Origin of the sequence: Streptomyces sp. TS71-3, assembly GCF_018327685.1 — a bacterium.
Classification (GTDB): domain Bacteria; phylum Actinomycetota; class Actinomycetes; order Streptomycetales; family Streptomycetaceae; genus Streptomyces.
Genome location: NZ_BNEL01000003.1, coordinates 3,417,919 through 3,443,726, shown reverse-complemented (window position 1 = coordinate 3,443,726; position 25,808 = coordinate 3,417,919). Strand labels below are relative to the sequence as shown.

At 74.1% G+C, this 25,808-nt stretch carries 23 protein-coding genes and 2 pseudogenes; 21 read left to right on the top strand and 4 right to left on the bottom strand.

Annotation, left to right across the window (positions count from 1 at the left end):
• The first annotated feature begins 12 nt into the window (after window positions 1-12).
• The 12 genes from Sm713_RS38520 (at window position 13) to Sm713_RS38465 (ending at window position 14,676) form a co-directional block, all read left to right on the top strand.
• The gene (locus Sm713_RS38520) at window positions 13-3,927 is read left to right on the top strand and encodes a discoidin domain-containing protein (RefSeq protein WP_212914566.1); all 3,915 of its coding nucleotides are present in this window, start codon (window positions 13-15) and stop codon (window positions 3,925-3,927) included.
• Between the two features lie 197 nt (window positions 3,928-4,124).
• The gene (locus tag Sm713_RS38515; protein ID WP_212914565.1) at window positions 4,125-5,435 is read left to right on the top strand and encodes a diacylglycerol kinase family protein; all 1,311 of its coding nucleotides are present in this window, start codon (window positions 4,125-4,127) and stop codon (window positions 5,433-5,435) included.
• 165 nt (window positions 5,436-5,600) lie between these two features.
• Window positions 5,601-6,041 (top strand): ATP-binding protein, encoded by a 441-nt coding sequence (locus Sm713_RS38510; protein WP_212914564.1) that lies wholly within the window; start codon window positions 5,601-5,603, stop codon window positions 6,039-6,041.
• 117 nt (window positions 6,042-6,158) lie between these two features.
• The gene (locus Sm713_RS38505) at window positions 6,159-8,234 is read left to right on the top strand and encodes a SpoIIE family protein phosphatase (RefSeq protein ID WP_212914563.1); all 2,076 of its coding nucleotides are present in this window, start codon (window positions 6,159-6,161) and stop codon (window positions 8,232-8,234) included.
• Window positions 8,235-8,410: 176 nt separating this feature from the next.
• The gene (gene dhaK, locus Sm713_RS38500; protein WP_212914562.1) at window positions 8,411-9,403 is read left to right on the top strand and encodes a dihydroxyacetone kinase subunit DhaK; all 993 of its coding nucleotides are present in this window, start codon (window positions 8,411-8,413) and stop codon (window positions 9,401-9,403) included.
• A gap of 85 nt (window positions 9,404-9,488) precedes the next feature.
• Window positions 9,489-10,118, top strand: coding sequence for a dihydroxyacetone kinase subunit DhaL (gene dhaL, locus Sm713_RS38495; protein ID WP_212914561.1), 630 nt, complete (start codon window positions 9,489-9,491; stop codon window positions 10,116-10,118).
• A gap of 76 nt (window positions 10,119-10,194) precedes the next feature.
• Complete coding sequence (locus tag Sm713_RS38490; RefSeq protein ID WP_249417127.1) at window positions 10,195-10,581, top strand: PTS fructose transporter subunit IIA; 387 nt, start codon at window positions 10,195-10,197, stop codon at window positions 10,579-10,581.
• Between the two features lie 431 nt (window positions 10,582-11,012).
• The gene (locus tag Sm713_RS38485; protein ID WP_212914559.1) at window positions 11,013-11,612 is read left to right on the top strand and encodes a hypothetical protein; all 600 of its coding nucleotides are present in this window, start codon (window positions 11,013-11,015) and stop codon (window positions 11,610-11,612) included.
• A 202-nt stretch (window positions 11,613-11,814) separates the two neighbouring features.
• Window positions 11,815-12,561 carry a sugar phosphate isomerase/epimerase gene (locus Sm713_RS38480; protein ID WP_212914558.1) on the top strand — a complete coding sequence of 249 codons (747 nt, stop codon included), beginning with the start codon at window positions 11,815-11,817 and terminating at the stop codon, window positions 12,559-12,561.
• Window positions 12,558-13,673, top strand: coding sequence for a Gfo/Idh/MocA family protein (locus Sm713_RS38475; RefSeq protein ID WP_212914557.1), 1,116 nt, complete (start codon window positions 12,558-12,560; stop codon window positions 13,671-13,673). The genes Sm713_RS38480 and Sm713_RS38475 overlap by 4 nt, the downstream gene beginning before the upstream one ends.
• 55 nt (window positions 13,674-13,728) lie before the next feature.
• Complete coding sequence (locus Sm713_RS38470) at window positions 13,729-13,998, top strand: hypothetical protein (protein ID WP_212914556.1); 270 nt, start codon at window positions 13,729-13,731, stop codon at window positions 13,996-13,998.
• A gap of 174 nt (window positions 13,999-14,172) precedes the next feature.
• On the top strand, window positions 14,173-14,676 hold the full coding sequence (locus Sm713_RS38465) for a MarR family winged helix-turn-helix transcriptional regulator (protein ID WP_249416950.1): 504 nt from the start codon (window positions 14,173-14,175) through the stop codon (window positions 14,674-14,676).
• Window positions 14,677-14,760: 84 nt separating this feature from the next.
• Here the strand turns inward: Sm713_RS38465 and Sm713_RS38460 are convergent, their stop codons facing one another.
• From Sm713_RS38460 to Sm713_RS38450, 3 genes are all read right to left on the bottom strand, one after another.
• Window positions 14,761-15,486, bottom strand: a complete 726-nt coding sequence (locus tag Sm713_RS38460) for a GNAT family N-acetyltransferase (RefSeq protein ID WP_212914555.1) — start codon at window positions 15,484-15,486, stop codon at window positions 14,761-14,763.
• Window positions 15,483-16,403, bottom strand: coding sequence for an NADP-dependent oxidoreductase (locus Sm713_RS38455; RefSeq protein WP_212914554.1), 921 nt, complete (start codon window positions 16,401-16,403; stop codon window positions 15,483-15,485). Before Sm713_RS38455 ends, Sm713_RS38460 begins: the two co-directional genes overlap by 4 nt.
• Window positions 16,404-16,667: 264 nt before the next feature.
• Window positions 16,668-17,072: a VOC family protein gene (locus Sm713_RS38450; RefSeq protein WP_212914553.1), complete on the bottom strand. Its 405-nt coding sequence runs from the start codon at window positions 17,070-17,072 to the stop codon at window positions 16,668-16,670.
• 501 nt (window positions 17,073-17,573) lie between these two features.
• Between Sm713_RS38450 and Sm713_RS38445 the strand changes: the two genes are divergently transcribed.
• Window positions 17,574-18,488, top strand: a complete 915-nt coding sequence (locus Sm713_RS38445) for a polysaccharide deacetylase family protein (RefSeq protein WP_249416949.1) — start codon at window positions 17,574-17,576, stop codon at window positions 18,486-18,488.
• Between the two features lie 390 nt (window positions 18,489-18,878).
• The gene (locus Sm713_RS38440) at window positions 18,879-20,138 is read left to right on the top strand and encodes an ROK family transcriptional regulator (protein WP_212914551.1); all 1,260 of its coding nucleotides are present in this window, start codon (window positions 18,879-18,881) and stop codon (window positions 20,136-20,138) included.
• Between the two features lie 183 nt (window positions 20,139-20,321).
• Here Sm713_RS38440 and Sm713_RS38435 read toward each other — a convergent pair whose 3' ends face one another.
• Entirely contained in the window at window positions 20,322-21,029 is a 708-nt protein-coding gene (locus Sm713_RS38435) for a LuxR C-terminal-related transcriptional regulator (protein WP_212914550.1), read from the bottom strand.
• Between the two features lie 65 nt (window positions 21,030-21,094).
• Here Sm713_RS38435 and Sm713_RS38430 point away from each other — a divergent pair, with 65 nt between their 5' ends.
• The 7 genes and pseudogenes from Sm713_RS38430 to Sm713_RS41555 form a co-directional block, all read left to right on the top strand.
• A complete protein-coding gene (locus tag Sm713_RS38430) occupies window positions 21,095-21,331 on the top strand; it encodes a hypothetical protein (protein ID WP_212914549.1) in 237 nt (78 codons plus the stop codon).
• Window positions 21,332-21,537: 206 nt separating this feature from the next.
• On the top strand, window positions 21,538-21,945 hold the full coding sequence (locus Sm713_RS38425) for a hypothetical protein (RefSeq protein ID WP_212914548.1): 408 nt from the start codon (window positions 21,538-21,540) through the stop codon (window positions 21,943-21,945).
• Complete coding sequence (locus Sm713_RS38420) at window positions 21,942-22,244, top strand: acyl carrier protein (RefSeq protein WP_212914547.1); 303 nt, start codon at window positions 21,942-21,944, stop codon at window positions 22,242-22,244. The genes Sm713_RS38425 and Sm713_RS38420 overlap by 4 nt, the downstream gene beginning before the upstream one ends.
• A gap of 147 nt (window positions 22,245-22,391) precedes the next feature.
• Entirely contained in the window at window positions 22,392-23,402 is a 1,011-nt protein-coding gene (locus Sm713_RS38415; protein ID WP_212914546.1) for an acyl-CoA synthetase, read from the top strand.
• A pseudogene (locus Sm713_RS41360) lies at window positions 23,389-24,330 on the top strand (aromatic amino acid lyase); the annotation flags it as partial. The gene Sm713_RS38415 and the pseudogene Sm713_RS41360, both read left to right, overlap by 14 nt.
• Window positions 24,300-24,950 (top strand): aromatic amino acid lyase, encoded by a 651-nt coding sequence (locus Sm713_RS41355; protein WP_308293214.1) that lies wholly within the window; start codon window positions 24,300-24,302, stop codon window positions 24,948-24,950. The pseudogene Sm713_RS41360 and the gene Sm713_RS41355, both read left to right, overlap by 31 nt.
• Window positions 24,947-25,732: pseudogene (locus Sm713_RS41555) on the top strand (3-deoxy-7-phosphoheptulonate synthase); the annotation flags it as partial. The gene Sm713_RS41355 and the pseudogene Sm713_RS41555, both read left to right, overlap by 4 nt.
• Window positions 25,733-25,808: the final 76 nt, after the last annotated feature.

Genomic DNA, 25,808 nt, shown 5'->3' with positions numbered 1-25,808 from the left:
GACAGGGGAACGATGCGCACACCACGCTGGAGACGACGGGCGCTGACCGCCGCACTCGCCGCCGCACTCGCCGCCGTCGGCCTGCCGGCCGCCTCCGGCGCCGCGGACGCCGGCCGGCCCACCGCCGTGAGCGGCGGTCATCACGAGGCCCACGGCACGAACCTCGCGCACGGCAAGCGGCTCACGGCCAGCAGTTCGGCCCGGGCGTCGGCGGCCGCCGACGCCGGCGACGGCAGCCGCGCCACCTACTGGGAGAGCGCGAAGGGCGACCTCCCGCAGTGGATCCAGACCGACCTCGGGGCATCGGTGGGCGTCGACCGCGCGGTGCTGAGGCTGCCGTCCGGCTGGGGCACCAGGACGCAGGCGCTCACGCTCCAGGGCAGCACCGACGGCAGGCACTTCACCGATCTGGTCGCCTCGCACCGCTACACCTTCGGATCCGCGCAGGACCGGTCCGCGACGCTCTCGTTCGGCACCACCGTCACGCGCTACGTCCGGGTGACGGTCACCGCGAACTCCGCCGGATCGGCCGGCCAGCTCGCCGAACTGGAGGTCTACGGCCCGGCCCGGGGCGACACCCGGCCGCCGAGCGCGCCGCGCGGCCTGACCCTCAGCACGCCCGAGAAGGGGCAGGTCAAGCTCGACTGGCGCCCGGCGCACGACAACACCGGGGTCACCGGCTACGACGTCTACGCCGGCGGCACCCTGCGGACCAGCCTCCCGCCGACCACCACCACCTACACGGACACCCCGCCCGCCGGCTCCGCGGTCTCCTACTCCGTGCGGGCCAGGGACGCCGCCGGCAACCAGTCCCCCGACAGCGGCAAGGTCACCCGCAAGGCCGTCCGGGGCGACAGCCGGGCGCCGACGGCCCCCGAGCACCTGGCCCTCACCGAGCGGCCAGGCGGAAAGGTCCACCTGGCCTGGGGCGCGTCGAAGGACGACACCGGGGTCACCGGCTACGACGTGTACGCCGGCGACGGAACGCTGCTCGGAACCGTGCGGGGCGGCACGACCGCGTACACCGACGCCCGGCCCGCCCGCACCGGCACCGGATACCAGGTCAGGGCCAGGGACGCCGCCGGCAACCGTTCCACCGGCAGCAACACGGTCTCCCGCACGGCACGTGCCGCCCAGGACGCCGACCTGGCGGCCCACAAGCCCATCAGCGCCTCCTCGACCGTGTTCACGTACGTCGCCGAGAACGCCAACGACGGCAACCTGGGCACCTACTGGGAGGGCGGCGGGGGCAGCTACCCGAACACCCTCAGCGTCAGGCTCGGCGCCAACGCCGACGTCCACCAGGTCGTGATCAAGCTCAACCCGGACCCGATCTGGAGCAAGCGCACCCAGACCTTCGAGGTGCTGGGGCGCGAGCAGAAGGCGAGCGGCTTCAGCAGCCTGGTCGGCAGCAGGACGTACACGTTCGACCCGGCCACCGGGAACGCGGTGACGGTTCCGGTCAGCGCGCGCGTCGCGGACGTCCAGCTCAAGTTCACCGCCAACACCGGTGCCCCGGCCGGCCAGGTCGCGGAGTTCCAGGTGCTCGGCGTGCCGGCGCCCAACCCGGACCTCCAGGTCACCGGCGTGACCGCAAGCCCGTCGTCCCCGGTGGAGTCGGACCGGGTCGGCCTCACGGCGACGGTCGCCAACACCGGCACGGCGGCCTCGGACCCGGCCGACGTGACCTTCCAGCTCGGGTCGTCGAAGGTCGGCACGGCGCAGGTCGGGGCCATCGCGGCCGGTGCGACGGCGACCGTGACGGCGGACACCGGGACGCACGGCGCGGGCTCGTACCAGGTCGGCGCGGCCGTCGACCCGGACAACAAGGTCATCGAGCAGAACGACGGCAACAACACCTACACCAGCCCCACCGCGCTGGTGGTGCGGCCGGTCTCCAGCTCCGACCTGGTCGCCTCGCCGGTGAGCTGGTCGCCGTCCGCCGCGGCCGGCGGCGACACGGTCACGTTCACGGTCGCCCTCAAGAACCAGGGCACGGTGGCCTCCGCGGGCGGATCGCACGCCATCACGCTCACGGTGCTCGGCTCGGGCGGCTCCACCGTGAAGACCCTCACCGGCTCCTACGACGGCACCATCGCGGCGGGCGCGACCACGGCGCCGGTCAAGCTGGGCACCTGGACGGCGGCGAACGGCAAGTACACGGTGCGTACCGTGATCGCCGACGACGCCAACGAGCTCCCGGTCAAGCGCACCAACAACACCACCTCGCAACCCCTGTTCGTGGGCCGCGGCGCCGACATGCCGTACGACACCTACGAGGCCGAGGACGGCGTGACCGGCGGCGGGGCGCGGACCGTCGGCCCCAACCGCACCGTGGGCGACCTCGCCGGCGAGGCGTCGGGCCGCAGAGCCGTCACGCTGCCGAACACCGGCAGCTATGTCGAGTTCACCACGAAGGCCAGCACCAACACGCTGGTCACCCGCTTCTCCATCCCGGACTCCGCGGGCGGCGGCGGCACCAGCGCCACCCTGGACGTCTACGTCAACGGCGCCTTCCGCAAGGCGATCGACCTCACATCGAAGTACGCGTGGCTGTACGGCGCCGAGACCGGGCCCGGCAACTCGCCCGGCGCGGGCACCCCGCGGCACATCTACGACGAGGCCAACCTGATGCTCGGCGAGAGCGTGCCGGCGGGCAGCACCATCCGGTTGCAGAAGGACGCCGCCAACACCTCCACGTACACGATCGACTTCATCAACCTGGAGCAGGCGTCCCAGATCGCCAACCCGGACCCGGCGCACTACACCCAGCCGGCCGGGTTCACCCAGCAGGACGTGCAGAACGCCCTGGACAAGGTCCGGATGGACACCACGGGCACCCTGACCGGGGTGTACCTGCCGGCGGGCGACTACGAGACGTCGGGCAAGTTCCAGGTCTACGGCAAGGCCGTCAGGGTGGTCGGCGCCGGGCCCTGGTACACCCGCTTCCACGCCCCCTCGTCGCAGGAGAACACCGACGTCGGATTCCGCGCGGAGAGCTCCGCGAACGGCTCCACCTTCGCGAGCTTCTCCTACTTCGGGAACTACACCTCCCGGATCGACGGTCCCGGCAAGGTCTTCGACTTCTCGAACGTCGCCGACATGACCATCGACAACATCTGGGACGAGCACACGGTGTGCCTCTACTGGGGCGCCAACACCGACCGCGTCACGATCAGGAACTCCCGGATCCGCGACACCTTCGCCGACGGCGTCAACATGACCAACGGCAGCACGGACAACCACGTCGTCAACAACGAGGCCCGGGCCACCGGCGACGACAGCTTCGCCCTCTTCTCGGCCATCGACGCCGGCGGCTCGGACGAGAAGAACAACGTCTACGAGAACCTGACGGCCATCCTCACCTGGCGGGCCGCCGGGATCGCCGTGTACGGCGGCTACGACAACACCTTCCGCAACATCCACATCGCGGACACCCTGGTGTACTCGGGCATCACGGTCAGCTCGCTGGACTTCGGGTATCCGATGAACGGCTTCGGCACTGGTCCGACCACCCTGGAGAACATCTCGATCGTGCGCGCGGGAGGCCACTTCTGGGGGGCGCAGACCTTCCCGGGGATCTGGCTCTTCTCGGCCTCGAAGGTGTTCCAGGGCATCCGGATCAACAACACCGACATCATCGACCCGACCTACAGCGGGATCATGTTCCAGACCAACTACGTGGGAGGCCAGCCCCAGTTCCCCATCAAGGACACCGTCCTGACCGACATCACCATCACCGGCGCCCACAAGAGCGGCGACGCCTACGACGCTAAGTCGGGCTTCGGGCTGTGGGCCAACGAGATGCCCGAGCCGGGCCAGGGCCCCGCGGTCGGCGAGGTGACGTTCCACAACCTCACGCTGTCCGACAACGCCCAGGACGTGAAGAACACCACATCCACCTTCACCATCAACGGGCTCCCGTAGGGGCAGAAGCGCCTCCGGCGGGGCGAGCGGCGCCCCGCCGGACGGGGCATGCACGACGGCCGCATACGGTGGGGTCAGCCGACCCCGCCGTATGCCGGCCTCCCGCTAAAGTGGGGCGGCGTCGTGTGCCATGAAGCGACGCGCGCGGCGCGCATCGGGTGCACCGTGTGACGGCCGATGCGCAGGGGAGCTGGCGGATGAAGTGGACACCCCGGCTGCCGGGACGTACGGCGCGCAGGGCCGCGCTGCGCGCGGTCGGTTCCCTGGCCCTCGCCACCGTGGCCACCCGCGCGCTCACCCCTGCCGGCGCCCGCCCGCCGGGCGGCGGCGCCACCCGGAACGCGGCCGCGGCGGCGGCACTCACCCTCGGCGCCCTCCTGGAGGCCCCCAGGTTCGGGCTGTTCGTGGGCCCGGTCACCGGTGCCCTGGCCGCTTCCCGGATCCGCACCAGCGGCCACCACAAGGGCGAGGTGGCGGCCGGTCTCGCCATAGGCGCGGGCGCGGCGGTGCTCACCTGCCGCTGGTGGCCGGTCAAGCCGGAGGCGGCAGCGGCGGCCGCCCCGCCCCGCACGCCGGGCCCCGCGCTCAAGGACGGCGCCGGGCTGCACCTCGTCGTCAACCCCTCCTCCGGCATCTCCCTGGGCCGCGAGCAGGGCGGCACCGCAGACCAGCTCCACTCCCTGCTGCCGGCCGCCGAGATCACCGTCCTGGAGGAGGGAGACGACCTGGCCGCGGTGCTGGACGCCGCCGCGGTACGGGCCGCCGGGGAGGACGGCGCCCTCGGCGTGTGCGGCGGGGACGGCACCGTGAACGCGGCGGCACAGGCCTGCATACGGCGTGGCGTGCCGCTGGCGGTCTTCCCGGGCGGCACCTTCAACCACTTCGCGGTCGACCTCGGCAACCAGACCTTGGCGGACGTGGCACGCGCGGTCCGCGAGGGCGACGCGGTGGTCGCGGACGTCGGGCGGGCCGCGGCGCCGGGCGGCACGGACCAGCTCTTCCTGAACACCTTCAGCCTCGGCGTCTACACGGAGCTGGTGCAGGCCAGGGAGCGCCTGGAGGACCGCATCGGCAAGTGGCCCGCCGTGGTCGCGGGCCTCGCCACGGTGCTGGCGAACGGCAGCCCGGTACGCGTCGCCGTGAACGGCCGGCCCCGCCGGCTCTGGCTGCTCTTCGCCGGCAACGGCATCTACCACCCGGCGGGCTTCGCCCCCACCTACCGCACCCAGCTCGACGACGGGCTGCTCGACGTGCGGGTGGTCGACGGCGGCGCCCCCTTCGCCCGGACCAGGCTGCTGCTCGCGGTGCTCACCGGCACCCTGCACAGCTCGCGGGTGCTGACCACCACGCAGGCGCGCCGGGTCCGTCTCGAGGTGCTGGAAGGCGACCCACGCTTCGCCTACGACGGCGAGGTCACCCGCGCCACGGACACCCATCTCGTGCTGGACAAGCTGCCCCGGGCCGTCACCGTCTACCGGCCGGCCGACCAGGACCGATGGCTGCGCTGAGGCCCCCGGCGGGCGCCGCCCCGGCGTCGGTGCAGGGCCCGCCGGGCGGCCGGGCGGACGTCCGCCGGCGGCTGCACGGGTGTGGCAGGCGAACATTTCTGCGTACGCCGCACCTCGTCGGGCAAGCGCATCACTGAAGCGAATTTCCAGACCGGGGTGAACGACGTGAGTGAAGCAGAAGTACAGGCGCGCGACAGGCCGGAGCCGCCCGACGCGCACGATGTGCGGGCGGCGGCCCACGACGTGCGGACGACGGTCCACGAGGTGCGCCCGTCGGCCATAGCGCAGGCCCGCGACCTCGCCCGCAGACGGCTGAGGGGCTTCGACGCCCGGCTGGTCGACGACTGCCTGCTGGTGGTCTCCGAGCTGGTCACCAACGCCGTACGGCACGGTGGGGGACTCGTGGGTTTCGATGTGACGGCCAGGCCCGGGCACGTCACCGTCAGTGTGCGCGACCGCAGCACGACGCTGCCCAGCACCATCCCGCCCACCGGGCAGTGGCTGCCCGGCGGATATGGGTGGCCGATGGTGTGCCGCCTCGCCAAGAAGATCACCATCAGCATGCCTCCCGGGGGCGGCAAGGCGATCCACGTCAGTATCGGCTGATCGGGGCTCCGGGGGCTGCCGGCGGACCGCAACTGCGCAGGTCGTCCCGTCGCGACAGCAAACCTCCCCATCCCGAAATATCTGGGCATAACGGCCGATTCAGAGCAGAATGGATACATGGCCGTCAGGGGAGCACGCTCCTCGCCAGAGGAGCCCGAGTCAGAGCACCAGGTGCCCATCCTGGCGCTGAACCGCCTCGGCAGCTTCCACTGGGACCTGGACGGGCGGCGCCTGGACATGGACGCCACGGGCCTCGCCGTCTTCGGCCTGGACGAGGACGACTACGACCAGCGGCCCTCCACCCTCGGCGAGCGCATCCCGCGCACCGACGCGCGCCGCATCCGGGACACGGTGACCACGGCGCTCCGCAGCGGTGCACAGACCTACGGAACCTACTTCAGGGTCTCCAGGCCGGGCGAGGGACCGCACTGGGCGCACACGCACGGTTTCGTCCGCAGGGACGCCCGCGGCCGCGCACGGTGGGTGCACGGCATCGTCCGGGACGCCACCGACGAGCTGGGCGAGCCGGGCAGCGCGGCGGGAGGGCCGCGGCGCTCCGGCGAGCGGCCGATGGGCGACATCGTCCAGGAGGCGACCGTCGCGCTGGGCCGCGCCCGCACGGTGGACGAGGTGATCCAGGTCCTTCAGGACGCCTACGACGTCGAGCGGCTGGGCTCGGCAAGCATGGCACTGGGGCTGGTCGACAACGGGCGGGTGCGCATCGTCGCCGCCCAGCCGCCCCGCCGGCTGATCCCGGGCACCGAGGTGACCCGGCTGGAGGAGCCGTATCCCACCAATGACGCGGTGCGCACGCTCGCCCCCGTGTTCATCGAGTCCCCGGAGCAGTTCAAGCGGGCCTATCCCGACCTGTGGGAGAGCTTCGGCGCCCACGGCATGACCGCGGCCGCCTACCTCCCGCTGGTCGCCCAGGGCCGTCCCATCGGCGTCTTCGGGTTGCACTACCACGGGAAGTACGAGTTCTCCCACGAGGAGCGCAACCTGCTCCTCGCGCTGGCCAGCAACATCGCGCAGGGCCTGCAGCGGGCGATGTTCTTCGACCAGGCCCAGGACCTCGCCCAGAGCCTCCAGGAGGCGATGCTGCCGCACAGCATCCCGCAGGTGCCCGGCGCCGACGTCGCCGTCCGCTACCGCTCCGCGTCGCTCGCCCGGGAGATCGGCGGCGACTGGTACGACATCATCCCGCTCCCGCAGGGCCGCTACGGCGCGGTCATCGGCGATGTGCAGGGGCATGACATGCATGCGGCCGCGGTCATGGGGCAGCTCCGCATCGTGCTGCGCGCCTACGCCTGCGAGGGGCACACCCCGGCCACGGTCATGGCCCGGGCCTCCGTCTTCCTCCACGAGCTGGACACCGACCGCTTCGCGACCTGCGTCTACGCCGACGCCGACCTGTCGACCGGGGTGATCAGGCTGGTGCGGGCCGGGCACCTCGGCCCGCTGCTGCGCGAGGCGGACGGCACCTGCCGGCCCGTCGACGTCGCGGGCGGGCTGCCGCTCGGCCACTCCCAGGAGTTCGGCAGGCCCGAGTACGAGGTGACCACGCTGGTACTGGCGCCCGGCCAGAGCCTGCTGCTGTTCACGGACGGCCTGGTGGAGCGGCCCGGCGCCGACGTGGAGCAGGGCCTCGCGGAGCTCGCCGAGCAGGTCGCCACCGGCACGGGCGACGTGGAGCGGCTCGCGGACCAGCTGGCCTCCGTGGCCGACGAGCGGGAGGGAGAGGACGACGTGGCGCTGTTGCTGCTGCGGCGGCACGGCCGGGCCGGCGACCGCCCGGGGAGGCGGCTGCGCTGCGAGGTGCTCCGGAACGACCCGGAGGCGCTGGTCGCGACCCGCCGGATGATCCGCGACGCGGGGCGCGGCATGGGCATCGAGGAGCGCGGCGACGAGGTGGAGCTGGTCGCCGACGAGCTGATCACGAACGTGCTCGTGCACACCGGGAGCGCGGCCACGGTGACGGTGCGGGCGCCGGAGGACCGGACGGACGGGAAACCCCGGATGCGGGTGGAGGTGGAGGACGCCTCCAGCACGCTGCCGCGCCGCCGTGAGACGGGCGAGTCGGGTGTGTCGGGCCGGGGGCTGCTGCTGGTGGACGAACTCTCGGACGGATGGGGGGTGGAGTCGCGCGGCGAGGGCAAGTGCGTCTGGTCGGAGTTCACGGTGCCGGAGGACTGATGAGACTCCGTCAGACACCCCCAAGGATGTGCCTGGTGCGGCCCTGACGCGTGACAGCGAATTCTTGATACTGATGATATTGCTCTTGAACGACCGGGCCGCCGGCCCGGTGCCGCTCACCTTCGATCGCGGGTGAGCGCGCTCCGCCCGACCGGGTCCACCCCCTGGAGGTACCGATGAAGATGCTGATCAACGTGGCGGAGACGGTTGTCGCCGACGGCCTGCGGGGTCTTGCCGCGGCCCACCCGGAGCTGACGGTCGACGTGGACAACCGCGTGGTGGTCCGGCGGGACGCGCCGGTCGAGGGCAGGGTGGGCCTGGTCTCCGGCGGTGGTTCCGGGCACGAGCCGCTGCACGGCGGCTTCGTCGGTCCCGGCATGCTGTCGGCGGCCTGCCCCGGCGAGGTGTTCACCTCCCCGGTACCGGACCAGATGGTGCGGGCCGCGGCGGCGGTGGACAGCGGCGCGGGGGTGCTGTTCATCGTGAAGAACTACACGGGCGACGTGCTCAACTTCGACATGGCCGCGGAGCTCGCCGAGGACGAGGGCATCCAGGTCGCGAAGGTGCTCGTCAACGACGACGTGGCGGTCACGGACAGCCTCTACACGGCGGGCCGGCGCGGCACCGGCGGCACGCTGTTCGTCGAGAAGCTGGCGGGGGCGGCGGCCGAGGAGGGCGCGCCCCTGGAGCGGGTGCAGTCGATCGCCCGTCAGGTGAACGAGAACTCCCGCAGCTTCGGCGTCGCCCTGAGCGCCGTCACCACCCCGGCGAAGGGCAGCCCGACCTTCGACCTGCCCGCGGGCGAGCTGGAACTGGGCATCGGCATCCACGGCGAGCCGGGGCGCGAGCGGCGCGCGATGATGACCTCAGGGGAGATCGCGGACTTCTCCGTGGACGCCGTCCTGGAGGATCTCCAGCCGAGCAACCCTGTACTGGTGCTGGTCAACGGCATGGGCGCCACCCCGCTGCTGGAGCTGTACGGGTTCAACGCCGAGGTCCAGCGGGTCCTGTCGCAGCGGCGGGTGGCGGTTGCCCGCACGCTCGTCGGCAACTACGTGACGTCGCTCGACATGGCCGGCGCCTCGGTGACCCTGTGCCAGGTCGACGAGGAGCTGCTGAGGCTGTGGGACGCGCCGGTGAGCACCCCGGGGCTGCGCTGGGGCATGTGACGCGCCGCCTGCCTCCACCGTCCGCCCGGCGCGCCGCCCTTCAGGCGGCGCGCGTCCGCCTTCCTCGACCTCGCTAGGAGTTCCCGTGCTCGACGCCGATTTCTTCCGCCGCTGGATGACGCTCGCCGCCTCGTGGGTGGAGCGTGACGCCGACCGGCTCACCGCGCTCGACTCCCCCATCGGCGACGCGGACCACGGCAGCAACCTGCTGCGCGGGTTCACCGCGGTCATAGCGACGTTGGAGGAGCAGCACCCCGGCACACCGGGCGACGTGCTGGCGCTCGCCGGGCGGCGGCTGGTCTCCACCGTCGGCGGCGCCTCGGGCCCGCTCTACGGCACGCTGCTGCGCCGCACCGGGAAGGCGCTCGGCGAGTCGCCCACCGTCGATCGCGACCAGCTCGCCGAGGCCCTGCACGCCGGCGTCGACGCGGTGGCGGGCCTGGGCGGCGCGACGCCCGGCGACAAGACCATGCTGGACGCGCTGGTGCCGGCCGCGGGGGCTCTGCGGACCTCGTTCGCGGCGGCCCGGGAGGCCGCGGAACAGGGCGCCCTGGCCACCACGCCCATGCTGGCCCGCAAGGGCCGGGCCAGCTATGTGGGCGAGCGCAGCATCGGCCACGAGGACCCGGGGGCCGCCTCCTCGGCGCTGCTGGTGGCGGCACTGGCCGAGACGGCCCGCACGTCGGGCGAGGAGGAGGACGCCTCCGGTGAGTGAGCCCAGCGACGCGAGAGAGGAAGCGCGGGCGCCGTCGGGCACGGAGGCGGCGGGCGACGGCGCCGGGCAGGTCGGCATCGTGCTGGTGTCGCACAGCGCGGCGGTGGCGTCGGCCGTCGCCGAGCTGGCGGTGGGCCTCGCGGGCGGTGGCGCCACGGCCCCGGTGGAGCCCGCGGGCGGCACGGAGGGTGGTGGCATGGGCACCAGCGCGGAGCTGATCGTGGCCGCCGCGGTCCGGGTCGACCGGGGTGCGGGCGTGGCCGTCCTCGCCGACCTGGGCAGCGCGGTGCTCACGGTCAAGGCGCTGCTCGCGGAGGGCGAGGAACTGCCCGAGGACACGCGCCTGGTGGACGCGCCGTTCGTGGAGGGAGCGGTCGCGGCCGTGGTGACCGCCTCTGCGGGCGCTCCGCTGGACGCCGTGGTGAGGGCGGCGACGGAGGCGTACGACTACCGCAAGACGTGAGGGATGCGCCCCGGAGGGCCGCTGCTCTTCGGTCCCGCCCCGGCCAGGCGCGCTGTCCTTCGGTCCCGCCCCGGCAAGGGCGGCGGGGACTTGGCCTCGCCCCGGCAGGGGCGCGGGGAACTGCGCGAACAAGCCCCACCCGCCGGCGGCCAGGCAGACGACCGCAAGGGGCTGGACCCGATGGCCCTCCCCCACCGTCTGAAGGGCGTGGGAGGTGCCCCCAGCAGGCGGGTGCGGGTCGCGGCTCACCGGGCCCCTCCGGGCCCCACGCGCAACCGCTGGTGCGCCGTCCGAAGGACCCCGTCACCCCCTCGGGGGCGGTCCGCGTGCGCGTCGCGTCGCGGACCCGTTGGCTCGACGTAGGCGCACGGTTCCCCCGACCCTCGGCGGCCCCTGGGATACCGCCGACCGTGCAGCCGGAGGGCAATCCTATGCGTACTACTCAGATAGTCGTCCGATCCGGCCTGGCCGCGGCCGCGCTCACCCTGCCGCTCACCCTGGCCGCGCAGACGGCGTCCGCGGTAGGGGTCAACGTCTCGGCCACGGGCTCCACGGTCCGGGTCGCCACCTCCGCCTGCCCGCACGGTGGGAACGCCTCGCTGCTCTCCAGCGGCCAGGCGATCTTCGCCCAGGGCCGGCAGGCCACGCTCAGCATGGGGACCAGCCAGAGTGCCTCGTGGGCGAACGTCACGTCCGGCGCGCACACCGTGATCGTGATGTGCAGCGACGGCACCACCGCCGGCACCGGAAGAGTGAGCGTCGCCGACGCCACCACGGCCCCCGCCACCATCTCGCCGCCGCCCACCACGCCGCCGCCCACCACGCGGCCGCCCACGACACCGCCGCCGACCACGATCATGCCCACCACCACCGCCACGGCGTCGCCGCCGCTCGGCGTGCAGGGCGGTGTGGGCGGCGGATCCTCGGACTACAGCACCCTCACGCTCGCCGTGGGCAGCACCCTGGTCGCCGCCGCGGTCGGTGGCGGGGCCTGGTACGTGCGTCGCCGCCGCACGCAGAGAGGGGCCTGACCCGGCCGGCTCACCGCCCCCGGTCCCTCCGCTGTCGTCCGCCCGAAACGCTCGGGCGGACGACAGCCGCGTGCGCCGGGGCACGTTCACCGGCACTCGGGCGCCCCGATGTGCCCGGAAAAGCCGGGCATGGCCGGAATCGGGTCATTGGCAGAGCAGAGGTCGCGCATTACCGTCCCCCAGGACAGACAGGAGGGGGTTCATGCGACCGCTCAGCGTTCAGCTCTACTCCGTGCGGACCGAGCTCGCCGGGGACCGTGATGGCACCCTGGCCCGTCTCGCCGGAATGGGTTTCGGCGCGGTGGAGCCGTTCGACGTACTCACCGACCCGCTCGGACTGCGCAGCCGGCTGGACGACCTCGGCCTCGCCGTCTCCGGCGTGCACGTCCGTCCACTGGTCGATCCCGCGCACGACCCCGACCGCGTCCTGGACGCCGTGTCCCTGCTCGGCGCCACCGACGCCATCGTCCCCGCGGGCATCCCGCGCGAGGACTTCACCGACCGCGACGGCGTGGCACGCGCCGCCGACCTGCTCAACCGGCTCTCCGCCCGCGCCGCCGAGCGCGGCATCCGGCTCGGCTACCACAACCACTGGTGGGAGATCGAACCCAGGTTCGGCGACCGGCACGCCATCGAGGTGCTGGCCGGCCTGCTGGACCCCGCCGTCTTCCTGGAGATCGATACCTACTGGGCCGCGGTGGGCGGCGCCGACGTCCCGGCGCTGCTCGGGCGGCTCGGCGGGCGGGTGCGCGCGCTGCACGTCAAGGACGGCCCGGGCACCAAGGAGGACCCCAACGTGGCGGTGGGCGAGGGCACGCTGCCGGTGCCCGAGATCCTCGCGGCCGCGCCGGACGCCTGGCGCATCGTCGAGTTCGACGCCTGCGCGGGCGACCTGTTCGCCGAACTCGCCGCGAGCCACACCTACGTATCCGCATTGGAGGCCGCATGAGCACGGGACCCGTCGGCGTCGCCATCGTCGGCGCGGGCGTCATCAGCAAGCAGTACCTGAGCACCCTGAGCGGCTTCCCCGACATACGGCTGCTGGCCGTCGCGGACCTGGACCCGTCGCGCGCCCTGGCGGCGGCCCGCGCCTACGACGTGCCGGTCTCCGGCGACCTGGCCACCGCGCTCGCGGTGCCGGAGGTCGAGCTGGTCGTCAATCTGACGGTCCCGGCGGCACATGGCCAGGTGGCGACGGCCGCGCTGAGGGCCGGCAAGCACGTGTACGGGGAGAAGCCGATCACGCTCACGCCGAACGAGGCGGAGAAGCTGCTCGCCGAGGCGTCCGAGCGCGACCTGCTGGTCGGCAACGCGCCGGACACGTTCCTCGGCGCCGGCATCCAGTCGGCGCTGCGCGCGGTGCAGGCGGGGCACATAGGCACCCCCGTCGCCGCGTCCACCGTGATGCAGAGCCTCGGCCCGGAGTCCTGGCACCCCGATCCCGCGTTCCTGTACCAGCAGGGCGCGGGGCCGCTCTTCGACATCGGGCCGTACTACCTGACGGCACTGGTGGCGCTGTTCGGCGGGGTGACCAGGGTGGGGGCGACCGCGACCAGGGCCCGCCTGGAGCGCACGGTCGGGTCGGGACCGAAGGCGGGGCAGACCTTCCCTGTGACGGTGCCCACGCACGTCTGCGCGCTGCTGGAGTTCGCCTCGGGGGCGACCGCCAACTCGACGTTCAGCTTCGACTCGGCGCTGCCCCGCATCCAGTTCGAGATCACCGGCACCGAGGGCACCCTCGCCGTGCCGGACCCCAACACGTTCGGCGGCCCCCTGCGGGTGCGGGCGAACGGCGCGGGCGACTGGAGCGAGCTGCCCGTGACCGGGCGCACCGACGGACGGGGGCTCGGGGTGCTGGACATGGCGCGGGCGATCCGCGGCACCGGCCCGCACCGCGCGTCCGGCTCGCTGGCCCTGCACGTGCTGCAGACCATGACGGCGGTCGACGAGTCGGCGGCGCGGGGCGAGTTCACGGGCCCGGCGGGCCGGATCGTGCCGCCCGCCCCGCTGCCCGCGGACTGGGACCCGACGGCGGCGACGCTGGCGCACGGAGCCTCCTGAGAACCGGGGGCCGCGGGGTGGGCGGCGGGTCGTGCCGGGACATACCCTCGGGATCATGACCGCCGTCCCACGCCGCCACACCGTGGCCCTGAAGCCCCGGATCACCGACGCCGAGGGCCACCCCGACCATGGCAGCAGCCTGGTGACCGTGGTGGTGGAGGCGACCGGTGACCTCGGGGTGTCCGGCTTCCCGCGGTACGTGGGGCCCGGGATGCAGGTGGAGATCGATCCGCGTACCGGGGCCGTCGAGGCGATCACGGTCGACGGCGACGAACTGCCGTACGGATGGGTGGCCGAGGTGGTGCGCGGCCCGGCGGACCGCTGAGCGGTCCCGGACGCCCCGCCGGTGCACTGAGCGCGCCGGTGCGCTGAGCGCTCGCCGCGTTCACGGTGTCCGGTGCGCCGGTCCCCGGTCGAGGGGGTGACGGGACCCAGGAAGTTGTTTTATGCAACTATATGGTTGCGGGGCGCCCGGGAGCGCCTGTGGGAGGGAGCGGTCGTGACATCAGCGGAACGGGGCGAGGGGGAAGCCGCCGTCGAGACCATCCACCGGGAGCTGACGGCCTTCGCCCGGCGGGCCAGAGCCCTGGCGGGGCGGATGCATCCCCAGCTCTCCTTCGTCGCGTACACCCTCCTGAGCCACCTGGAGGAGCGGGGCGGCTGCCGGGCCACCGACCTCGCCGCCCACTACGCCCTGGACAAGTCGACGGTCAGCAGGCAGGTGGCCGCGCTGGAGCGGGACGGCCTGGTGCGGCGCGAGGTGGATCCGGGCGACCTCCGCGGCCAGGTGCTCGGCCTCACGGAGGCCGGCACCAGCGTCCTCGCCGCGGTCACGCAGAGCCGCCGGGCCGCCTTCGAAACGCGGCTGGCCGGCTGGCCGCGGGAGGACCTCGTTCGCTTCGCGGCCTATCTGGAGCGCTACAACGACCATGGGCCGCATATGGAGCGTTCAGAGGGCGCGGAAGGTTCGGAAGGTTCGGAACGCGCCGAAGGCGGCGGGTGAGGCGGTCCGACCGGTTGCCACGGTCCCTCGCGGCACCGCTCCTCCCCCGCCGCCCGCACGGGGCGTGCGGCGGGCGGCCTCCCCTCAGGCCATCGCGGCGGTGCGCAGGCCGGGCATGGTCTCGGGGACGTGAGCGCTCATGAACACGGTGGTGCGGCGCATCCGGAAGCCGAGGGACTCGTAGAGCCCGAGGGCCGAGGTGTTGTGGGCGGCGGCGTGCAGGAAGGGGATCTCCCCGCGTGCCTGGATGCCCGCTGCCACGGCGAGGATCAGGCGGGTCGCCAGGCCCTGGCCCCGGTACTCCGGGTCCGTGCAGACGGCGCTGATCTCCGTCCAGCCGGGCGGGCGCAGCCGCTCCCCCGCCATGGCGATCAGCCGTCCCTGCCGGCGGATGCCCAGGTAGGTGCCGAGCTCTATGGTGCGCGGCAGGAACGGGCCGGGTTCGGTGCGGGCGACCAGGTCCAGCATCTGCGGCACGTCGGCGCCGGTCAGCCGCACCGCCTCCTCGTCGGGGGCGGCGGTGACGTCGTCGCCCGCGAGCTGGACGCCCGGTATCCGGGAGATCACCCGCCAGTCGGCCGGCGGCTCCGCCCGGATCCCGAGCAGCGGCACCTTGCCGCCCGGCCCCGCGAGTGCGGCGAGGTCGGCCCAGTCGCCGGGGCCGGGATCGTCGGGCAGAGCGAGCCAGGGCGAGACGTCGACCTGGTAGCGCAGCACCCGGCCCCGGCGCTCGGCGAGGTGGGCGTGCGCGCCGGTCAGCGCTCCGCGAGCCGGGTTGTCCAGGGGGTGCGGAAGGTGCTCCGCGCTCACGCACCCACCTCGATGACGACCTTGCCGCTCGCGTGCCCTTCCTCCACGGTGCGCAGCGCCTCGCCGGCCCGCTCCAGCGGGAAGGTGGCCGTGACGTGCGGGCGCAGCGACCCGTCGACCACCAGCGCGGCCACCTCCTCCAGCACGGCCGCGGTGCGGGCGCGCGCCACGGGGGCGCCCCCGAGGTTGACCACCCGCTCGCGGTCCCCCGCGGAGATCAGTGCGGTGCGGTCGTCCAGGAGGCTCGCCGCCTCCTCCAGCACGTCCCCGCCGACCAGGTCGAAGACGGCGTCGACGCCGTCGGGCGCGACGGCCCGCACTCGGTCGGCGAATCCGGATCCGGAGGCCACGTGCACGCCGCCGAAGGAGGTGACCAGGTCCTTCTTGCCGTCGCTGGCGACCCCGATCACGCGCAGTCCCGAGGCTCGCGCGATCTGCACGGCGGCCACGCCCACGCCGCCGCCGGCACCGGTGACCAGAAGGGTGGCGCCGGCCGGCAGGCCGAGCTGCTGGACGCCGTCGTAGGCAGTGGCCGCGGCCACCGGCAGCGCCGCGGCGTCGGCGAACGACAGCGCCTCCGGCTTGTGCGCGGCGACGCTCACGGGCAGGAGGGTCTGCTCCGCGTACCCGCCGCCCAGCGTGCTGCCGAAGACCGCGTCGCCGACGCCGAAGCCCTCGACACCGGGCCCGACCCGCTCGACGATCCCCGCGGCCTCGCTGCCGAAGACGGCGGGCAGTTCGGCGGGGGCCGCGCCGGGCCGGACGTAGCCGTCGCGCAGCTTCCAGTCGACGGGGTTGACGCCGGCCGCGCGCACCGCGATGAGCAGCTGCCCCTCGCCGGGCTCGGGTGCCGGCCGGTCGATGAGGGCCTCGGCCTCAGGGCCCCCGAACTCGGTGTACACATACGCCTTGCCCATGCGCTCCCTCTCCTCGACGGCACCCCTGGCGAGGTGCACCGGCCTGCGATCCGGCGACAGGGGCAAGGCCGGCGGGCCGCCCCCTATTCCCGAATCCCAGCAGTGTTCATACCGCCGCAACGACCGGCGGACGGCGACCGCCCCGCCGTGTCGGGACGGCGGGGCGGCGGGGTGCTGGAACGCCGCCCTCGTGGGCGGTGGAGCCGGGCCGAGCGCCCGCGTCGCCGGCGGGCCGGTGCCGCCCGGCGCGGTCACCGGTGGGTGCTACGGCCTGCGCTCCGGTGCGGGATGGCTGCCGTAGGGCCTGGTCAGGATCTCCATGCCGTGGCCGGCGGGGTCCATGAAGTACGGGCCGCGCCCGCCGTGGTTGTGGTTGATCTCCCCCGGCTGCTTTCGGTGCGGGTCGGCGTAGTACGTGATGCCGCGGTCCCGGATGCGCTCGAACGCCGCGTCGAACTCGTCGTCCGAGACGAGGAAGGCGTAGTGCTGCAGGGTGATGGACTCCGGCGGGATGCTGGCGAAGTCCAGGGTGACGCCGTTGGCGGTGGAGACGGGGACGAAGGGTCCCCACTCGGGGCCGATCTCAAGTCCCAGGAGGGACGCGAGGAATTCTGCGGATTCCCGGTTGTCCCGGGCGTGAACGATGGTGTGGTTCAACTCGACTGACACTGTGGAATGCCTCCGGAGGCAATCTCACGGGCACCTCCATGCCTCACCCGGCCGGTGACCGGCACGCGACGCCGTACCCGCGATCCTAGGGCCCGCCGAACGCGGCGGCGAGACGGATGCGGCCATCCCGGTCCGGCCATCCCGGTCCGCGCTCCGGCGGTGACCGTGCCACGACCGGGGCGGCTCCCGTGCCGGGTCCACTCCGGTGCCGGGCTCACCGAGAGGCCGGGCTCACTCACCGCGGTGTTCACGCCACCGCCGCGCTCACGCCCGCGCCTTGCCCGCACCACCGTCGTGCCCGCACGAGGCCGGTGCCGCGTCGGACCGGATCTCCGCCACGCACGCCGCGGTGCGCTCCGCGACGCGTTCCGCGGTCCTCTCCGGACCTCTCCGACCCTCAGAAGCTGATCCGATTGTATGAATAATCCAGCACATCAACACCCTGAGCGTGACATCAAGAGCGTTCCATGACATTGAGGAGAAATGGGATCAGATAATCATATGAATACGCGTCGTTGGTTCCTCGCCGGCGCCCTCGGAGTGGGGGCGGCGGCCGCCACCGGCACGGCCGTCGTGCTGACAGGGTCGACGGACCACCCTGCTTCGGGCTCCCGGGCCGGCGCCTCCGGCAGCGCGTCCACCACCGCGAAGGCGGCTCGCAAGGAAGCCGCCGAAGCCGCCACACGGGCCAGGACCCGCCGCCCGTCGAGCGCCCCGCGCCCCGGTCCCGTACCCGTCGGAGCGGCCCGCCGGCAGGCCTACCGCCTCCGCCCGATCGCCGGCGACTCCGCGCTGGGCACCCCCGCCTTCCACCCGCAGGTGCGTACCCAGGCGGAGCTGACGCTCCCGGGCAGGGCCCGCGCCGTCGCGCTGACCTTCGACGACGGACCCGACCCGGACTTCACCCCGAAGGTGCTCGCCGTGCTGCGCACCTACCGGGTGCAGGCGACGTTCTTCGTCGTCGGCGAGAACGCCAAGGCGTTCCCCCGGCTGCTGCACGACATCGCCGCGGGCGGCCACGTGGTCGCCAACCACAGCTACACGCACCCGCTGCTGACCAGCCTCTCGCTCGGGAAGGTCAAGGACGAGCTGGGCAGGACCAGCGATGTCATCGAGCGGGTGCTCGACGCGCCGCCGCGCTGGTGCCGGGCGCCCTACGGGGAGTGGGACAAGCCGTCCCTGCGGGTCTGCGCCGGGCTGGGCATGGAGCCGATCGGCTGGTCCATCGACACCAACGACTGGGCCCTGCCCGGCATCGACAGCATCGAGCGGGCCGTGACGCGGGCCATCGAGCCGGGCAGCATCATCCTCCAGCACGACGGTGGCGGTGATCGGTCCCAGACCGTGGAAGCGGTGTCGGAGTACCTGCCGCGGCTGCTGGACAAGGGCTACGAGTTCGTCAGACCGCATGTATGACGTGTGACCGGGTGCGAGGACGGGGCATCCGCGGCGACGGCCCTCGGCTGTCCATGATGCGGGCAGCCCTTTACCGGCCCGAGCCGCTGCGGATACCTTGCGGCCCATGCAGCGCTCCGCACTCCTCACGACGCGAGGTCATGTCGACCTGAAGCGCGTGTGCTCCGCTGCGTGTCGGCTCTCCTGAGCGTACGGCGGCCCGCGCCCCGTACCGCATCGCGCCCCGCCGGCCGGGGCAGCACCGTGAGGGCGATCGTGCCCGAAGCAGCCCTGCCCACCGCTCCCTCGGGCCGGGCATCTCCCGGTGCCGCCCCGGCGGAGGCGCCCGTGTCCCGGCCGACCGGGGCATGACGGCGCCGTCGTCCGCCGCCGCAGCTCAGGAAGGCCCCCGTGAACGGATCCCAGGCATCCGCGCGCCCTGGCGCCCCCCGCCGCCCCGAACTCCCCGCCCGTTCGACCCGGCGCCCGCCCGGCACGCACGCGGTGCTGGGGGCGATCCTCGACCACGGGCCGGTGGCCCGCAGCACCGTGGCACGGCTCACGGGCCTCTCGCCGGCCTCTGTGACCGGGCACTGCGGGCACCTGCTGGAGCGGGGGCTGATCCGGGAGGGCACCCGGGCCACCGGTCCCCGCGGGCTCGGCCGGCCGCACATCCCGCTGGAGATAGACACCCGGCGCCATCTCGTCGCCGGCGCCCATGTCGCCGTCCGGCACACGACGTTGTCGCTGATGGACCTGCGCGGCCGGATCGTGGCCGAGGAGTGCGAGCCGCACCGGGACACCGGGCCGCCGGCCGTGCTGCGCCGGATCGCCGCGCGGCTGCCCCGGCTGGTGGCCGCCCGCGCCGGGGACCGGACCGTGCTCGCCCTCGGCGTGGCCACCGGCCACCGGGTGGACCCGGACGCCGGGGTGATCGTGGACCACCCGCAGCTCGGCTGGCGGGACGTGCCGGCACGCCAGGTGCTCCAGGCCGCGACCGGCCTGCCGGTGCACGTGGACGGCCACGCCCGTGCTCTGGCCCGCGCCGAGCAGCTCGTCGGCGAGGGGTCGACGCGTGAGAGCGCGGTGCTGCTCTTCGTCGGCACGGTGGTGGACGCCGCCTTCGCCAGCGCCGGAAGCGTCCATCTGGGACCGCACGCCGGGGCGGGCAGCGTGGCGCACCTGCCCGTCGGCGCGCCGCCCTCTCCGGCGGAGTCCGGTGCGTGCCCAGGGTGTGCGTGCGGCTCTGCGGAGTGCTTCCAGGCGCAGGTGTCGGAGCCCGCGATGGTGGCGCGCGCGGCGCGCCGGGGCCTGTCCGTGCCCGCCTTCTCCGATCTGCTCGAGGCGGCCCTGGCCGGCGAGTCGCGGGCCCTGGCGCTCTTCAGGGACCGGGCCCGCCGGGTCGGCAGGGCGGCGGCGATGCTGCTCGACGTGTTCGACCCCGAGGTGCTGGTGGTCGTGGAGCCTGGGGTCGGGCGGCTGCCGGAGTGCCTGGCGGAGCTGCACGCGGAGGTCGCGGTGCGCTCCCGGGTGTGCGACGACCCGGAGCGTGCCGTCGTGCCGAGCAGCTTCACCGGTTCCGTGCTGGCGGTGGCGGGGGCCTCGGTGGCGCTGGGCGCGCTCTACGCCGATCCGCTCGGCCCCTGGCCGGCCCTGGCCACCGCCACGTGAGGCGGCGATGGCCGCACCCGCGACGGATGGCGCCCGACGGGTCCCCCGTACCGCCTTCAGCACGGCTCTTCGCGCCTGACCCGCCCGCCGGACCCGCCTGGGGAGACCGTCCCGCCTCCCCCGGAACGGCCGGCTTCGGATACGGCCGGCTTCGGATACGGCCGGCTTCGGTTTCTGCCCGCTTCAGATCAGGTGCGTTTTGGCGGCCAGGTAGCCGAGTTGTGCGCGGCTGCTGCCCAGCCTGTCGCTGATCTTTCGGACGTGTTCCGCGACGCTGCGGCGGCTGAGGCCGAGGCGGCGGGCGATGGTCTCGTCGGTCTGACCGTTGACGATCGCTTTCAGGATCGTCCGCTGGATGTCGGTGGCGGTGGGCGCGGAGGCGTACGGCCTGGCGCGGCCCCAGTCCCGCAGGAAGGCTCTCACGAGGTGCTGGACGACTCTCCCCTGCCGGATTTCGAGCGTGCCGCCCTGCCCGTCGGCGATGCCTATGAAGGCTGTTCTGCGGTCGCAGATGACCACGGGTTCGAGCGTTTCGTCGAGCGTGCGCATTTTGACACCGGATGGAGCGAACTGCGCGATGCGCCCGCCGTCTTGGGTGATGACCCGCTGGGCGGCCTTCGGCGACAGGGGCGGGAGGTTGCCGGCGAGTATGGCGGTGAGCGGGTGGACGGGCTCGCCCGGGGTCGGCCGGACCGTGAGGAGTTCCTTGTCACAGGCGGCGAGCGCCGCCGTGAGGGCCGCACGGGCCGCGGCCTGGTGCGGGTGCTCGGTGACGGGAAGCCGTTCTCCCTGGTGGGCCTCGTCGTAGAGCTGCTCGGCGCAGGCTGTGGGGGGTGCTGCTGTGCGGGAGGCCGGCGCCGCGGCACGCCCTCGGCGAACCGGACCCGTCACAGCTGGACCGGCTGCTCGACGCACACCGGGTACGCGGCGGCGGCTGGGCGAACGAGGGGGCGCGGATGCCCGACCTGCTGTCCACCTACGAGTCGGTGGCCACGGCCGACCTGTACGGACACCCCCTCGACCCCGCGCACGTGCGCCGTTTCGTGGACCGGGTGCGTACCGCGCAGGGCACCGTGTGGACGCCGCTCGCCCCGGCCGGCGGCGGCCCTCTCGCCGACTGCCTGGGCACCCTCCTGCACCACCGCTTCGGCGAGGGGTCCCCTGGTCCCCTGCTGCCGCTGGTGCTCTCCTGACCGTCACCCCACCGCCCCCACCGACCACCCCCACCGACCGCCCGCACCGCCACGTGGACACCGCTCCCCTGCGGGCGCACCCACCCGGGCCACCTGCCGCACGCCCAAGTGCGCGCCGGACCCGGCGCCTGCCCGGGCGGCCGCCGAGTCCCCGCACGGGGACGGCCCGCGTGAGACCCCCGACCCGAATCCTGCGAGAGCCTGCCATGCCCACGATCGACATCACGACCCCTGAAATGAGCGTGCCGCAGCGGCGTGCCGTGGCCCTGCGGCTCACCCGCTGGCTGAAGAACCGCGGGATCGCGGCCCACCACGTCGTGGTCCGCTTCTCGGCGGCCGAGGCCGGCACCCTCTTCAGCGGCGGCATGCCCGTGGACGCGCTGCCCCACGACGGCGCCGGGCTGCACCACGCCAGCGTCACCGCCTGCGTCGGCCCCGACCGCGACGAGGAGTTCCGCGCGGCTCTCGCCGAGGAGATCACCTCGGCCCTCGGCGCCGGCGAGGCCACCGCCTTCCTCTACATCGAATTCCGGCCCACCGACCCCGCCCTGGTCCACCTCGCCGACCGGGGCCGCCTCCGGCGTGCCGACGCCCCCCGAAAGGACAGCGCATGAGCAGCACCGTCATCCCCACCGAGCAGGAGATCGCCACCCGGGTCCGTGCCGTGCTGCACGACCTGTTCGGTGACGCGCTGCACAGCGTGGCCGACGACACGGAGCTGACCACGGCGCTCGGCGAGCGGTACGACAGCCTGGCGGCGATGGAGTGCGTCTCGCGCGTCGAGGGCGAGTTCGGCATCGAGGTCGACTTCGTCGCCGACGACGTGCGCTTCAGCTTCGCCACGCTGGGCCGTATCGGCGCCTTCGTCCGCGACCGCCTGGAGGACCACGCCATCCTCGGGAACACCTTGTGACCGCATCCGGTACCGCCGGCTCGGCCACCCTCCCGGGCGCCGCATCCCCCGCCTTCCCGCCCCCGGTAGCTCCCACCCTCCCGGGCGCCGCCTCTCCCGCCCCACGGGCCCGCCCCCACCGTGCGGGCTCCGGTACCGGGAGAGGGGATGGCCTTCGCGACCTCCGGGAACACCGGCTCGGCCGTGCGCTGGTGGCGGACGGACGCGCAACTGCGCGCCGAGGCACGGCTCGTGGCGCGTGCCCTGCCGGGCCGGATCGAGCAGATCGTCTGCTTCGCCCCGCCCCAGCACCTGTACGGCTACCTGTTCGGCAGGACGCTGCCGGCGCTGCTGGACGTCCCGGTGAAGGCCGCCTGGCAGGACCCGCTGGAGCCGCCGCGCTGGCGCGACGGCCTGCACACGCTCTTCGTGTGCGTGCCCTCCAGCTGGCTCGTGCTGCGCAGCCTGCGCCGCCGCCTCGCCGAACTGCCCGGTGCGGTGGCCCTGCACGGCACGGGCCCGGCGCCGGACACGGCCCGGCGGTTGCTGGGCGGCCTGCCCGACGGCGCCCTGCGGGCGGTGGAGGTGTTCGGCTCGACGGAGACCGGCGCCGCCGCCGTACGTGATCTGGACGCCGCGCCGGCCGGCGAGGTGCCCTGGCGGCTGCTCGGCGACGTCGAGGCGGACAGCGCGGCCGGCGACCGGCTGCGCGTGCGGGGCCCCCGGCTGGCCCGCCGCGAGGGCGAGCCGGCACCGCTGTCCGAGTGGGCCATGGACGACGTGGTGCGGTGGGTCTCCGAGCGTGCGTTCGTGCGGCTGGGCCGTGCCTCGCGGTTGATCAAGGTCAACGGTGTCCGCTGCGACCTGGACGTCGTCGAGGCCGTCCTCAACCGCAGCTTCCCCGGGGCGGAGTCCGTCTGCCTGCCCACCGACGACGCGGTACGGGGCGAGTACTACGACGTCTTCCTCACCGGCGACCCGCAGCCGGCCAGAGCCGTCAGCGCCGCCGTCACCCGCGCGCTGCCGGGCTGCCCGCCGCCGCGGAGCGTGCACCGCGTGGACCGCATCGAGCGCTCCGCGACGGGCAAGCCCCTGGCGACCCCCCTGCACGCGGTCCTCGCCCGCCAATGCGCTCCCCACCGCCGGCACCCCCACCGCCCGGACGGTGAGCGCGCATGACCGCTCTCGACACCGGCCGGCAGGCGCATGCGTTACGCCGGTCACCGGCGGCCGTGGACACGCCTCGCGCGCTGGGTCCCCTGCGGGTCGGGGACGTTCTGCGCGCCAGCGACTGGCAGCACACCCTCGCCCTGGAGGAGCCCGCCCGGCGGAGGATGGCGGAGAGCCGGCAGGGCCTCGGCGCGCTCGCCGCCCGGGGCCCGTGTACGGCCTCACGCAGGGCTTCGGCCCGCTCGTGGAGCACACCGCCGCCACCGACTCCGGCAGGCAGGCCGCCGGCCTGCTGGACCACCTCACCAGCGGTCAGGGGCCGGCACTGCCGCCGCAGGTGGCGCGCACCATGGTCTGGCTGCGGCTGCACGGCATGGCCCTCGGGCACTCCGCGGCGGCGCCGGAGGTGTGGCAGGCGCTGGCAGAGCAGTGGAACGCCGGCTTCACACCGGTCGTGCCGCAGGACGGGAGCCTCAGCGCCAGCGGTGACCTGGTGCCGCTCGCCCACGCTGCCCAGGCGGCCGCCGGCCGCGGACAGGCCTGGCGGCGGGACACCGACGGCACGTGGCACCAGGAGCCGTCCGCCGACTGGCTGCGGCGCCATGGCACCGCACCCGTGGAGTGGGACGCCCGCTCGGCCCTGGCCTTCGTCAACGGCACCAGCGCCTGCCTGGCGCGCGCCCTGCACAACCACGCCGGTCTCGCGGCACTCGCCAGCGCCGTCGCGGAGGGCACGGGGCGGCTGACCGCACTGCTGGGCGCCTCCCCCGAACCCTACGACGACCGGCTGTCGGCCGTGCGCCGCCAGGCCGGCCAGCGCCGGGCGGCGGCCCTCATCCGTGCGGCCCCTGACGCGGGCGGTGCCGGGCAGGGCGCGCGACGGCTCCAGGAGCCGTACTCGCTGCGGTGCGCGCCCCAGGTCGTCGGGGCCGTACTGGACCAGCTCTCGTTCCAGGGGGTGTGCTGGGCGCGGAGGCCGAGGGCTGCACCGACAACCCGGTCTTCGTGGACGGCGAGGTCCTGCACGGCGGCAACTTCCACGCCGCGCCGGTCGCGCTCGCCTCCGAGCAGCACCTGCTCTGTCTGCACCAGCTCGCCTTCCTGGCGGAACGGCAACTCGCCCTGGTGCTGGATCCCGCGCACAACGGAGGGCAGCCGCCGATGCTGACGCCCACCCCGGGCCCGGCCAGCGGGTTCGCGGGGGTGCAACTGGCGGCCACCTCCCACCTGGGCGCGATCCGCCAGCACGGCTACCCCGCCTCGCTGACCCCAGTACCGACCAACCTGGGCAACCAGGACCACGTTCCGATGGCCCTCAACAGCGCCAACGCGGTCGCGGGCGCCCTGCGACGGGCGTGGTGGATCACGGCCTCGCTGTTCCTGGCCGTCACGCAACTCACCCACCTCACCGGCAGCGCCGCCGGCGAAGGGCTCTGGCAGCGGCTCGCGGACGGCTGGACCCCTCTGGGGAGCGACCGTCCGCTGGCAGACGAGGTCGACGCCACGGCCCGGCTGATCGAAAGGCACTTCACCAGCGTGCAGGAGGAGCACGGATGACCCCCACGGTCCCCGGCCTGAGTCCCGTCGCGGCCCAGCAGCCGCCCTGGCCCGACCCCGACGAGCTGGCCCGGGTGCGTCAGGAACTGGCCACCCTTCCCTCGCTGGTGAGCGCGGCGTCCTGCCGGCGCCTGCGGGACGAACTGGCCCTTGCCGCCCGCGGCGAGGCCTTCGTGCTGCAAGGCGGCGACTGCGCCGAGCCGTTCGCCGACTCGGACCCGGCGCGCATCACCGCCAAGGCGGCCCACCTCGCGCGGCTCGCCGACCTCGTGGCCGGCCGCACCGGGCGGCCCGTCGTCCGCATGGGCCGGTTCGCGGGGCAGTACGCCAAACCCCGCTCGGGGCCCACCGAGAAGCTGTCCGACGGCACCGAGCTGCCGGTGTACCGCGGCGACGCCGTCAACGCCCCCGAGCCCGACCCTGCCGCCCGCCGCCCCGACCCGCGGCGGCTGCGCTCCGCCTACGACCACGCCGCCCGGTGCCTCGACGCGCTCCTCCTCGACGGCCGCCTGCCCTCCACCGCCCCCGGCGCGAACTCGGAACCCGGCACGTGCCTGTACACCAGTCACGAGGCCCTGCTGCTCGACTTCGAGCAGCCCCTGCGGCGCCGTGAGGGCCAGGACTGGTACGGCTCCTCCGCCCACCTGCTGTGGATCGGTGAGCGCACCCGGCAACGCGAGGGCGCCCACCTGCGGTTCGCCGAGTCGGTGACCAACCCGGTCGGGGTGAAACTCGGGCCCACCACCGAGCCCGACGACGTGGGCGAGCTGTGCGAGCGGCTGGCCGCGAACGCCCCGGCCGGCCGGCTGGTCCTGATCAGCCGGATGGGCGCGGACCGGACTGCGGCACCTGCCCGCG

Coding starts and splice junctions, on each gene's coding strand:
- Sm713_RS38520 (WP_212914566.1), top strand. CDS start 13: ATGCGCACACCACGCTGGAGACGACGGGCGCTGACCGCCGCACTCGCC.
- Sm713_RS38515 (WP_212914565.1), top strand. CDS start 4,125: ATGAAGTGGACACCCCGGCTGCCGGGACGTACGGCGCGCAGGGCCGCG.
- Sm713_RS38505 (WP_212914563.1), top strand. CDS start 6,159: ATGGCCGTCAGGGGAGCACGCTCCTCGCCAGAGGAGCCCGAGTCAGAG.
- dhaK (WP_212914562.1), top strand. CDS start 8,411: ATGAAGATGCTGATCAACGTGGCGGAGACGGTTGTCGCCGACGGCCTG.
- Sm713_RS38485 (WP_212914559.1), top strand. CDS start 11,013: ATGCGTACTACTCAGATAGTCGTCCGATCCGGCCTGGCCGCGGCCGCG.
- Sm713_RS38480 (WP_212914558.1), top strand. CDS start 11,815: ATGCGACCGCTCAGCGTTCAGCTCTACTCCGTGCGGACCGAGCTCGCC.
- Sm713_RS38475 (WP_212914557.1), top strand. CDS start 12,558: ATGAGCACGGGACCCGTCGGCGTCGCCATCGTCGGCGCGGGCGTCATC.
- Sm713_RS38470 (WP_212914556.1), top strand. CDS start 13,729: ATGACCGCCGTCCCACGCCGCCACACCGTGGCCCTGAAGCCCCGGATC.
- Sm713_RS38455 (WP_212914554.1), bottom strand. CDS start 16,403: ATGGGCAAGGCGTATGTGTACACCGAGTTCGGGGGCCCTGAGGCCGAG.
- Sm713_RS38445 (WP_249416949.1), top strand. CDS start 17,574: ATGAATACGCGTCGTTGGTTCCTCGCCGGCGCCCTCGGAGTGGGGGCG.
- Sm713_RS38430 (WP_212914549.1), top strand. CDS start 21,095: ATGCCCGACCTGCTGTCCACCTACGAGTCGGTGGCCACGGCCGACCTG.
- Sm713_RS38425 (WP_212914548.1), top strand. CDS start 21,538: ATGCCCACGATCGACATCACGACCCCTGAAATGAGCGTGCCGCAGCGG.
- Sm713_RS38420 (WP_212914547.1), top strand. CDS start 21,942: ATGAGCAGCACCGTCATCCCCACCGAGCAGGAGATCGCCACCCGGGTC.
- Sm713_RS38415 (WP_212914546.1), top strand. CDS start 22,392: ATGGCCTTCGCGACCTCCGGGAACACCGGCTCGGCCGTGCGCTGGTGG.